General features: G+C 71.6%; 1 protein-coding gene. It reads right to left on the bottom strand.

The window, feature by feature from the left end:
• Positions 1-12,204, bottom strand: a 12,204-nt coding sequence (locus tag A6A29_RS29100; protein ID WP_073724445.1) for a non-ribosomal peptide synthetase, incomplete at both ends; no start/stop codon positions are given.

Raw genomic sequence — 12,204 nt, 5'->3', positions numbered from 1 at the left:
TGGCGCAGGTCGCGGATGTCGCCGAGGAAGATCCGCCCGCCCGGCCGCAACCACCGCACCGCCTGACGCACCGCCTCCACCAGATAGCGCGCACCCGGGAAGTACTGCACCACCGAGTTCAGCACCACCGTGTCGAAGTACCCCTCCGGAACCCCCGCGGACTCCACCGCCGAAGCCACCCGCAACTCCACCCGGTCCGCCCACACTTCACCCGCCACCACAGCACGCAGACCCTCCACCGCGGCAACCGAGAAGTCCGTACCCCAATAGCACTCACACTCCCCCGCCAACTCCCGCAACAACAGCCCATTACCCACACCCACTTCCAGCACACGACCCCCGCCGCTCACCCCACGCACACGCTCCACCGCACCCGCACGCCACTCCTCCATCTCCCCCACCGCGATCGGCAACCCGTCATAACTGCTGTTCCAGCCGCTGAAGGGGTGACTGTCGGCGGTGCTGTAGAGGTCGTCGTAGATGCCCCGCCACTCCTCGACCCGTTCGGTCTCGGAGGGCAGGTCGCGCGGTGCGCTGTCGGTGCCGGGGGTTTCGGCGGGGACGAGGTAGGCGGCCAGGGCGCGGTCGCCGGGTCCGGTCTCGCGGGTGACGACGGTGGCCTGGGCCAGGTCGGGGTGGCGCAAGAGGGACGCTTCGATCTCGGCGGTCTCCACCCGGAAGCCCCGGATCTTCACCTGACCGTCCGTACGTCCCCCGAACTCCAGCGCCCCATCACCACGCCACACCGCCACATCACCCGTGCGATACATCCGACCACCAGCGACACCGAACGGATCAGCAACGAAACGCTCCGCCGTCAAACCCCCACGACCCACATAACCACGCGCCAGACCCGCACCCGCCACATACAGATCCCCCCGCACCCCCACCGGCACCGGACGCAACCCACCATCCAGCACATACACCCGCGTGTTCCCCATCGGCCGCCCGAGGGGGACGGTGTGCTCGACCTGGTGGGGGTGGCGCATCGGGTACCGGGTGGCGCAGAGAGTGATCTCCGTGGGGCCGTAGATGGCGGTGACCGTGGTGCTGGGGCAGGTGTCGAGGACGCGCTGCACGGCTGTCGGGGAGACGACATCGCCGCCGGTCCACACCTCGCGGACGCCGGTGAAGCTCTCCGGGCGCTCCTCGGCGATGAGCCGGAACAGTCCGGCGGTGTAGAGGACGCCGGTGACGCCTTCCTCGGTCATGACGCGTTCGAGGGTGCCGAGGTCGAGTTCCCCGGCGGGCGCGACGACGACGCGGTGGCCGTTGAGCAGGGGCGCCCACAGTTCGAAGGTGGCCGGGTCGAAGGCGTACGGGGAATGCATGAGGACGCGTTCGGCGGCGCAGTCGGCGCTTGCGCAGGCACGCGCCGCCGCGGGGCGTTCGCCGTGCCACACCGGGTCGTGCGCGAGGTCCGCCACGTTCTGGTGGGTGATCTCCACCCCCTTGGGTTCGCCGGTGGAGCCGGAGGTGAACATGACGTAGGCGAGGTGGTTCGGGTCCCCGGGGACGCCGGGGTCGTCGCTGCGCGGGTCATCGCTGCGCGGGTCGGCCGTGGTGTCGGGTTCGGCGTCCACGACGAGGGTGGGGCCCTCGTGCTGGAGGTCGCGTCCGGCCATGGCCGTGTCGGTGAGGAGCACACGTGCGCCGGTGCTGCTCAGCGCCATCCGCATCCATGAGGTGGGGTAGCCGGTGTGCAGCGGTACGTAGGCGCAGCCCGCCTTGACAACCGCCAGCAGGGAGACGACCAGGTCGGCCGAGCGTTCCTGGAGGACGGCCACGGCGTCCTGCGGCTGGGCGCCCGCCGCGATGACGCGGTGCGCCAGGCGGTTGGCCCGCGCGTCGAGTTCGCGGTAGGTCAGGCTCTGCCCGTCGGCGCGTACGGCCACCGCGTCCGGGGTGGACGCCACTTGGGCGCGGAACGCCTCCTGCAGTCCGCCGGGCGCACCGTGGCGCGGGCGGTCGGTGTCGTTCCATCCGTTGAGCAACTGAGCGCGTTCGTCGGCGCCGAGGACGTCCAGGGCGGACAGGGTGGCCTCGGGGTTGACGACGGCGGCGCTCAGCAGCCGTTCGAGCCGCTCCAGCAGAGTGCGGACGGTGTCCTGTTCAAACAGGTCGGTGCTGTACTCGGCGAGGATGTCGAGGCCCTGGGGCTCGCCGTTCTCGTCGTGGCGTTCGAAGCAGAAGAGGGAGAGGTCGAAGCGGGCGGCGCCCGCCGTCAGCTGGATGTACTCGCCCTCGGCGGTACCGAGACGGAAGTCGGCACCGGGGGTGTTCTGGAGGGCCAGCATGACCTGGACCAGTGGATTACGGGACAGGGAGCGCTGCGGGTTCAACACCTCCACCAACCGCTCGAAGGGCACGTCCTGATGCGCGTACGCCGCCAGATCACCCTCCCGCACCCGACCCAACAACACACGGAACGACGGATCACCCGACACATCCGTCCGCAACACCAGCGTGTTCACGAAGAACCCGACCAAGTCGTCCAACGCCTCATCCGTACGACCCGCCACCGGACTCCCCACCGCCACGTCCTCACCCGCACCCAAACGCGACAACAACGCCACCAGACCCGCCTGCACCACCATGAACAACGTCGCCGACGACTCCCGCGCCAACCCCACCAAACCCCGATGCAACCCACCGTCCAGACGGAAAGACACACTCCCGCCCTCGTGCGAGAACACCGCAGGACGCGCACGGTCCGTCGGAATCTCCAACTGATCCGGCAACCCCGCCAACCGCTCACGCCAGAAACCCAACTGACGCCCCATCTCACTCCCCGCCTCGGACTCCTCCCCCAACAACTCCCGCTGCCACAACGCATAATCCGCGTACTGCACCGGCAACGGCTCCCAAACAGGCGCGCGCCCTGCGTGACGCGCCTCATAAGCCAACGCCAGATCCCGACCCAGCGGCCCCAACGACCAACCATCCCCAGCAATATGATGCAACGTCAGAAGCAGGACGTGGCGCTGCTCGCCGAGGAGGAACAGTTCCGCGCGTACGGGCAGGTCGGTGGCCAGGTCGAAGGGGCGACGGGCGGAGCGGTCGAGGGCGTCGACGAGCGCGGACTCCTCGATGGTGCGGACGGCCAGCTCGGGGACGGCCGTCGCGGCGGGCAGGATGTGCTGCACGGCGGCGCCACCGTACTCGGGGAAGACGGTGCGCAGCACTTCGTGGCGCTCGACAACATCGTGCAGGGCCGCGCGCAGGGCCTGTTGGTCGACCGGTCCGGTGAGCCGCAGGGCGAGCGGGATGTTGTAGGTAGGGGCCGGGCCCTCGATCTGGTCGAGGAACCACAGGCGGTGCTGGGCGAAGGAGAGCGGCAGGTGTGCGGGCCGCTCGGCCGCGCACAACGGCGTACGCGCCGCACCCGCCGCATCCAACGCCGCCACCAGACCCGCCGGCGTCGGACTGTCGAACACCACCCGCACCGCCAACTCCACACCGAACACCGAACGCACCCGACTCACCAGACGCATCACCAGCAACGAATGCCCACCCGCCACGAAGAAGTCAGCATCCGCAGCGACCGAACCCACCCCCAGCACCTCGGCGAACAGACCACACACGATCTCCTCCGCCGCCGAACGCGCCCCACGACCCCCACCACCGGAGAACTCCGGCACCGGCAACGCACCCCGGTCCACCTTGCCGTTCACCGTCAACGGCAACCGCTCCACCACCACGAACGCCGCAGGCACGAGGTGGCCCGGCAACGCCGCGACGGCGCGGGCGCGCAGGTCCTCGACGGTGACGGAGGCGGAGGGGCGGGGGACGGCGTAGGCGACGAGGCGCTGTTCGCCGTCCTGGTCGCGGTGGGAGGTGACGACGCACTCGCGGATGGCGGGCAGCGCAGACAGGGCCGTCTCGATCTCGTGGGGTTCGATCCGGAAGCCGCGGATCTTGAGCTGGTCGTCGGTGCGCCCGAGGTACTCGACTGTGCCGTCGGCGGTGCGCCTGGCCAGGTCGCCCGTGCGGTACATGCGGCTGCCGGGGGCGCCGAAGGGGTCGGGCACGAAACGTTCGGCGGTCAGTGCCGGGCGCTTCAGGTAGCCGCGTGCGAGGTGGAGTTCTCCGCTGAGGTAGAGCTCTCCCGTGGAGCCGGGGGGCACCGGTCGCAGCCGGGCGTCCAGGACGTGGGCGCCGACGTTGCGCAGGGGGGTGCCGATGGGCGGCTGCCGGTCGGCGGGGCCGTCCGCACCCGGCCCGCCGGTGTGCAGGACGGCGCGCGTGGCGTAGACGGTGGCCTCGGTGGGGCCGTACACGTTGAGTATCCGGCAGCCGGGCAGCGCTTCGCGGGTGTCCTGGACGAGCCGATCGGTCAGCGCCTCCCCCGCGTACAGCAGGGTGGTGGGCCGCGCGGAGACTGGCAGCCCCCGGGGGTCGGCGAGCAGTGCGGCCATCGCGGACGGCACGGTGCTGAGCAGTCGACCGGCCGGGGCGGCGGGGCCCGGCGTACCGGGTGCGGCGAGGGCGAGGACATCGTCCACCAGGTCGATGCGTCCGCCGCACAGCAGTGGTGCGAACAGTTCGAAGACGGAGACATCGAAGTTGAGCGACGTGGAGGCGGTGACGGCGCTCAGCCCTTCGGCGCCGAACTCGCCGACGGCCCAGGCAGCGAGGTCGGCGACATTGCGCTGGGGCACGACGACGGCCTTGGGCCTGCCGGTGGAGCCGGAGGTGAAGATGGCGTACGCGGCGTTGTCGGGTCCCAGCGGCCGGACCCGGTCGGCGTCCGCGGTGTCGTGGGCCGGCTGAGCGGCGACGGTGGCGGCCAGGTCGGGGTCGTCGAGCAGGACGCACCGGGTGCCGGGGGGCAGGGCGGCGGCGCCGGTCCGGTCGGTGAGGACGCGGACGGGGTTGGCGTCGTCGAGCATGACGGTGAGCCTCTCGGCCGGGTAGCCGGGGTCGAGGGGCAGGTAGGCGGCGCCCGTCTTGAGGACCGCCCACAGGGCGACCAGAAGCTCCGGGGTGCGCGGCAGGGCGAGGCCCACCAGGTCCTCCGAGCCGATCCCCTGCGCGATCAGGTACGCGGCCAGCCGGTTGGCCCGGCAGTGGAGTTCGGCGTAGGTCAGTTCGGTGTCCCCGTGCCGCACGGCGGGGGCGTGCGGAGTGCGGGCCGCCTGCGCCGCGAACAGGGCGGGGAGCGTGCCGGGGGCGGGGGTGGCGGCGGTGTCGTTGACCCGCTGGAGGACGCGGTGCTCACCGGTGCTGAGCAGGTCGGCGTCACCGATCGGGTCGTCGGGGTGCTCGACGACGTGGGTCAGCAGCCGGACCAGCCGGTCGGCGAGCGCGCGCACGGTGTCGTGGTCGAAGAGGTCGGTGCTGTACTCCAGTACGCCGTCGATGCCGTTCTCGGTGCCGTCGGCTCCCCGGTCCTCGCGCAGGTGGAAGGAGAGGTCGAACTTCGACACACCGATGTCGAACGGTTCGGGGCGCACGCGGAGGCCAGGCAGGTCCGTTTCGGCGCGGGGCATGTTCTGGAGGGCCAGCATGACCTGGACCAGTGGATTACGGGACAGGGAGCGCCGCGGGTTCAACACCTCCACCAACCGCTCGAAGGGCACGTCCTGATGCGCGTACGCCGCCAGATCACCCTCCCGCACCCGACCCAACAACACACGGAACGACGGATCACCCGACACATCCGTCCGCAACACCAGCGTGTTCACGAAGAACCCGACCAAGTCGTCCAACGCCTCATCCGTACGACCCGCCACCGGACTCCCCACCGCCACGTCCTCACCCGCACCCAAACGCGACAACAACGCCACCAGACCCGCCTGCACCACCATGAACAACGTCGCCGACGACTCCCGCGCCAACCCCACCAAACCCCGATGCAACCCACCGTCCAGACGGAAGCGGATCAAGGCGCCGTCGTAGCGGGCGAGCGGGGAGCGCGGGCGGTCGTGGGGCAGGGGCAGTTCGTCGGGGAGGCCGTGCAGGGCCTTTCGCCAGTGGTCGAGCTGCCGGGACAGCTCGCTGTGGGGGTCCGTCTCCTCGCCGAGCAGCTCGCGCTGCCACAGCGCGTAGTCGGCGTACTGGACGGGCAGGGGGGCCCAGTCGGGCGCGCGCTCCGCGCGGCGGGCCTCGTACGCGGTCATCAGGTCGCGGGCGAGCGGGGCCATCGACCAGCCGTCGCCCGCGATGTGGTGCAGGTTCAGCAGCAGGACGCACTCGGTGCGGCCGGTGCGCAGCAGGTGCGCGCGGATCGGCAGGTCGTGGGCGAGGTCGAAGCCGGTGCGTCCCGCTTCCGAGAGGGCCGCGGGCAGGGCTTCCTCGCTGGTCTGCCGGACGTCGAGGCCGACATGGGCGTCCGACGCGGGCACGATGTGCTGGCGGGGCTCGCCGTGGTGGTCACGGAAGACGGTGCGCAGGCTCTCGTGGCGTCCCACGACGTCGTCCAGGGCGGCGGCGAGCGCCGCCTCGTCCAGCCGTCCGGTGAGCCGCATGGCGTAGGGGATGTTGTAGGTGGGCCCGGGGCCCTCGATCTGGTCGAGGAACCACAGGCGCCACTGCGCGGATGAGAGCGGGAGGTGTGCGGGCCGCTCGGCCGCGCGCAACGGTGTTCGCGCCGCACCCGCCGCATCCAACGCCGCCACCAGACCCGCCGGCGTCGGACTGTCGAACACCACCCGCACCGCCAACTCCACACCGAACACCGAACGCACCCGACTCACCAGACGCGTCGCCAGCAACGAATGCCCACCCGCCACGAAGAAGTCAGCATCCGCAGCGACCGAACCCACCCCCAGCACCTCGGCGAACAGACCACACACGATCTCCTCCGCCGCCGAACGCGCCCCACGACCCCCACCACCGGAGAACTCCGGCACCGGCAACGCACCCCGGTCCACCTTGCCGTTCACCGTCAACGGCAACCGCTCCACCACCACGAACGCCGCAGGCACGGTAGGGGCGGGGAGGCGGTCGCTCAGGTAGTCGCGCAGCGTGGTGACGAGTGAGGCGGTGACGTGGGAGCGGCGGGGGCTGTTGGCGAAGTCCGTCGGCTCGGGGTCCACGGCGGTTGCGCGGTAGAGACCGTCGACGACGTCCGGGGCGTCGTCGGCCGCTGCCGGTCCGGTCGCCGGGGTGAACAGGACGTCCATGCCGCCGTCGGAGGACCCGGCCGACCAGGTGACGGCCGTACGGAGGCCGTGGGCCGCGCCGAGCGCGTGCAGTTCCTCGGGGTCACACGCGGGCGGGACGCCGGTGCCGTCGCGCACGGCGTCGCGGGCGGCCGTCACGTCGCCGGGCCCGCTGAGCAGGTGCAGTGCGGTGGATTCCGCAGCCAGCCTGGCGTTGGGGACGTTCTCGACGCGCAAGGGCGCGGAGCGCTCGCGCAGGGCATCCTCCAGGGCTGCCGTGTCCCGCAGGTCGCGGTGCCAGGTCAGGGTGTCCGTCGCCGGGCCGTGGGACGCCGGGCGGGGACCGCCGGACTTGCGCAGAACCACGTCGTAGCGGTGCCTGCTGAGTTCGTTGTGGTACAGGGCGCGCTTGAGGCGGATGTCCACGGCGTCGATGTCGGGCAGCCGCGCCGCGAGCGCGGTGAAGTACTCCGGGTCCAACAGGAGTTCGGTCTCCAGCAGGACTCCCTGGTCGACGGCGCGGCGGACGGTCTCCGTGGGGGTGCGGTCGGCGCACTGGTGGAGTTGGACGGCGGAGGTGAAGCAGCGCAGCAGCCGCTGGTTACGGATGTCGCCGAGGAAGAGAGTGCCGCCGGGGGCGAGGAGGCCCATCGCGCCTTCGATGACGTCGGTGAGGTAGGCGGCGTGCGGGAAGTAGGGGACGACGGAGTTGATGACGACGGTGTCGAAGTATGCGCGCGGCAGGCCCTCGGTGTCGTCGGCCGCAAGGCAGCGCAGCTCGACGCGGCTGCCCAGGTCCGGGCGGGCGTCGAGCTGCTCGCGCAGGGCGGCGACGGCGGTCGCGGAGAAGTCGGTGGCCCAGTAGCTCTCGCAGCCGTCCGCGAGGTGGGCGAGGACGAGTCCGCTGCCCACGCCGATCTCCAGAACGCGGCGCGGGCGCAGCGACCGGATGCGTTCGACGGTGGCGGCCCGCCATTCGCGCATCTGGGGCAGGGGGATGGGCTGGTTGTCGTAGCTGCTGCTCCAGCCCGCGAAGTTCTCGCCGAACTCGGCCTGCGCGGCGTCCTGGTAGACCTCTTCGTAGACATCGTGCCACTCGCCGACCTGCCGGGCCTCGCCGTCGGGGTCGCGCTGGGCATCGTCGCCGGGTACCACGTAGGCGACGAGTTGCTTCTCGGCCGGACGGTCCTCGCGGACCATCGCGAGGGCCTGGGCGACCTGGGGGTGGCCGCGCAGGGCGCTCTCCACCTCGCCGAGTTCGACGCGCTGTCCGCGCAGTTTGACCTGGGAGTCGGCGCGGCCCACGAAGTGCGTGCGGCCGTCGGCGTCGCGCCGGACGATGTCGCCGGTGCGGTAGAGGCGGCTGCCGGGCGGGCCCCAGGGGGCGGCGACGAAGCGGGACGCGGTCTCGGCGGGCGCCTGGTGGTAGCCGCGGGCCATGCCCGCTCCGGCGATGTACAGCTCGCCGGGGACTCCGGCGGGGACGGGGGCCAGCCGGTCGTCGAGGACGTACAGGCGCATGTCGTCCAGGGGGACGCCGATCGGGACGGGTGTCCCGGCGTCGATGGCGTCGCGGAAGGTGTGGTGGGACGCGTAGACGGTGGTCTCGGTGGGGCCGTAGCCGTTGAGGACGGAGAGGTCGGGGCACGACGCGGTGAGCCGGGCGGCGGCGGCCGGGGAGAGCACGTCGCCGCCGGTCCACAGGGCGCGCAGGCCGCGCAGCCAGTCGGAGCGCTCCTCGGCGACGACGTTGAAGACACCGGTGGGCAGCAGCATCCCGGTGATGTCCCAGCGGGTGACGGCGTGTTCGATGACCCGCAGATCGAGCTGTCCGGGGGGAGCCATGACCACGTGGCCACCGGACATCAGCGGCAGCCAGAACTCCATGTTGAAGGCGTCCCAGGCATGGGAGGAGTGCAGCAGCACGCGGTCGGTGCTGCCCGGAGCCCAGCAGCGGTCGTGCCGCAGGCACTCGATGGCGGCGTGCGTGAGGGCGACGCCCTTGGGGCGGCCGGTGGAGCCGGAGGTGTACATCACGGTGGCGAGGCGGTCCGGGGCGTCGACGGGCGGCAGCGGGGGGTCGGCCTGCGCGGCGGCCGGGTCGTTCCCGTACGCGCCGGACGGGTCGTCCTCGTCGTCGAGCACCAGCACGGGCAGGCCATAGGTGTGGGCCTCCTCGCTCATGGCGCGGTCGGTGAGGAGGACCGGTGTCGCGGTCTCGGCGAGGACGAACGCCTTCCGGGCCGGGGGGTGATCGGCGCGCAGCGGGACGTACGCGCCGCCCGCCTTGAGGACGCCGAGGACGCCGGCCGCCAGGTGGACGCCGCGCTCGGTGAGCATGGCCACGGGGGTCTCTTCGGCCACGCCCCGGGCGCGCAGTGCGTGGGCGAGCCGGTCGGAGCGAGCGTCCAGTTGCGCGTAGCTCAGGGTGGTGCCCCCGGCGCTGACGGCCGGGGCGTCGGGCCGGGTGCGTACGAGTTCGGCGAACCGTGCGGTGAGCGTGATGGGCTCGGGGCGGTCCGGGCGGGCGGTGTCGTTCCACTCGGTCAGGATCCGGTGGCGCTCGTCGGGTTCGAGGAGGTCCACAGAGCCGATGCGCTGGTCTGCGTCGTCGACGCAGGCGCGCAAGAGGGTGGTGAACCGTTCGACGAGCCTTTCGACGGTGGCCCGTTCGAAGAGGTCGCCGCTGTACTCGACGAGTCCCCAGATGCCGTCGGGGTCGCCGTCGTCGGTGTGCTCCTCGGTCAGGAAGACGGCGAGGTCGAAGCGGGAGACCTCGGGCCGCAGGTGCTCGGGCTCGATGACGAGTCCGGGCAGGTGGAACGTGGAGTCGGGGGTGTTCTGGAGGGCCAGCATGACCTGGACCAGCGGATTACGGGACAGGGAGCGCTGCGGGTTCAACACCTCCACCAACCGCTCGAAGGGCACGTCCTGATGCGCGTACGCCGCCAGATCACCCTCCCGCACCCGACCCAACAACACACGGAACGACGGATCACCCGACACATCCGTCCGCAACACCAGCGTGTTCACGAAGAACCCGACCAAGTCGTCCAACGCCTCATCCGTACGACCCGCCACCGGACTCCCCACCGCCACGTCCTCACCCGCACCCAAACGCGACAACAACGCCACCAGACCCGCCTGCACCACCATGAACAACGTCGCCGACGACTCCCGCGCCAACCCCACCAAACCCCGATGCAACCCACCGTCCAGACGGAAAGACACACTCCCGCCCTCGTGCGAGAACACCGCAGGACGCGCACGGTCCGTCGGAATCTCCAACTGATCCGGCAACCCCGCCAACCGCTCACGCCAGAAACCCAACTGACGCCCCATCTCACTCCCCGCCTCGGACTCCTCCCCCAACAACTCCCGCTGCCACAACGCATAATCCGCGTACTGCACCGGCAACGGCTCCCAAACAGGCGCGCGCCCTGCGTGACGCGCCTCATAAGCCAACGCCAGATCCCGACCCAGCGGCCCCAACGACCAACCATCCCCAGCAATATGATGCAACGTCAGAAGCAGGAGGGCCTGGTCGTGGCCGTGCTGGAAGAGGTCGGCGCGCAGAGGCGCCTCGGTGGCAAGGTCGAAGGGGGCACGGATCGCCTCGGCGACCGCGTCGTCCAGGTCCCCGGGCTCCACGGAGACGGAGTGCAACCGGACCGGGGGCGCCGGGTCGAGGATGCGCTGGGTGGGCCGTCCGCCCGGGGCGGGGAAGACGGTGCGCAGGCTCTCGTGCCGGCCCACCACGTCGTCGAGGGCGGCCTTGAGGGCCTGCTGGTCGAGCGGGCCGGTGATGCGCAGCCCCAGCGGGAGGTGATAGGTCGGGCTGGGTCCCTCCATCTGGTTGATGAACCACAGACGGCTCTGGGCGAAGGAGAGCGGCAGTTCGGCCGTGCGCTCCACTGCCGTGAGCGGCGTACGGGTGGCCTCGTCGGCGCCGCCGAGCGCGGCGGCGAGTCCGGCGGGCGTGGGCTGCTGGAAAAGGCGGCGGATCGGCAGGTCGACGCCGAGCGTGGAGCGGACGCGGTTGATGAGCCGGGTGCCCAGCAGCGAGTGGCCGCCCAGGTCGAAGAAGTTGTCCGTGGGGCCGGTGCGGGGCAAGCCGAGCACGTCCGCGAAGAGCGTGCACATGATCTCTTCCTGCGGGGAGCGGGCGCCGCGTCCGGAGCTGACGAGGACCTCGGGCTCCGGCACGGCGCGGCGGTCCAGCTTGCCGTTGGCGGTGCGAGGCAGCGCGCTCAGCGCGGTGAGGGTCGCGGGGACCATGTGCTCGGGCAGCTTCTCACGCAGGTAGGAACGCAGCGTCTGATCGAGAGCGGGGGCGGGCGTGCTGTGCAGGGGGTCGTTGGTGAGGCCGCCGTTCAGGGGGTCGGTGCCGGGTGCGGCGGGCGGGCACAGATCGGCGAAGAGCGGGGCGGTGTCCGCAGGGGTGAAGGCCGCGTCGAGCGTGCCGGGTGCGCCGTGCCGGGAGGGGGCGAGGGCCAACCGGTGGCCGTGCCGGGCCGCCAACTCCTCCAGGTCGCAACGGTCGGGCGCGTCGTCGGGCGCGGGCGCGCTCAGCAGCGCGTGGGCCGCTCCCGGTTCCGCGCCGTCCAGCAGCGCCTGTTCGGCGGCCAGTTCGCCGAACAGGCGCAGGTGCGGCAGTCCGGTGAGGAGCAGCCCGCGCGAGGAGCCGTTCCCGGTGTCGTCGAGGCGGGCGGCCAGGGCGGTGAGGTCCGTGACGTCGTCCCCCCAGGTGAGGGCGGGGAGGTCCGCCGCGCGCGGGGTGCCGGTGGCGCTGCGGTGCAGGACGACGTCGTAGCGGTGGCGGGTCAGTTCGTTGTGGTGGTGGCCCGGCTTGACGCGCACGTCTACGGCGTCGAGTTCGGGGACGGTGTCCGCGAGGGCGGTGAAGAAGGCGGGGTCGACGAGGAGTTCCTTCTCCTGTGCGAGGCTCCGCTCGATCGCGACGGTGAGTGCCGCGCGGTCGGCCCGGTGTCCGCCACGGACGGCTCGTTCCAGCTCGACGGCTGTGCGCAGGGTGCGGTGCTGGCGCAGGTCGCGGATGTCGCCGAGGAAGATCCGCCCGCCCGGCCGCAACCACCGC

Source organism: Streptomyces sp. TSRI0281 (assembly GCF_001905125.1).
Lineage (GTDB): Bacteria > Actinomycetota > Actinomycetes > Streptomycetales > Streptomycetaceae > Streptomyces.
The sequence above is the reverse complement of the archived record's forward strand: the minus strand, read 5'-3'. Positions and strand labels throughout refer to the sequence as shown.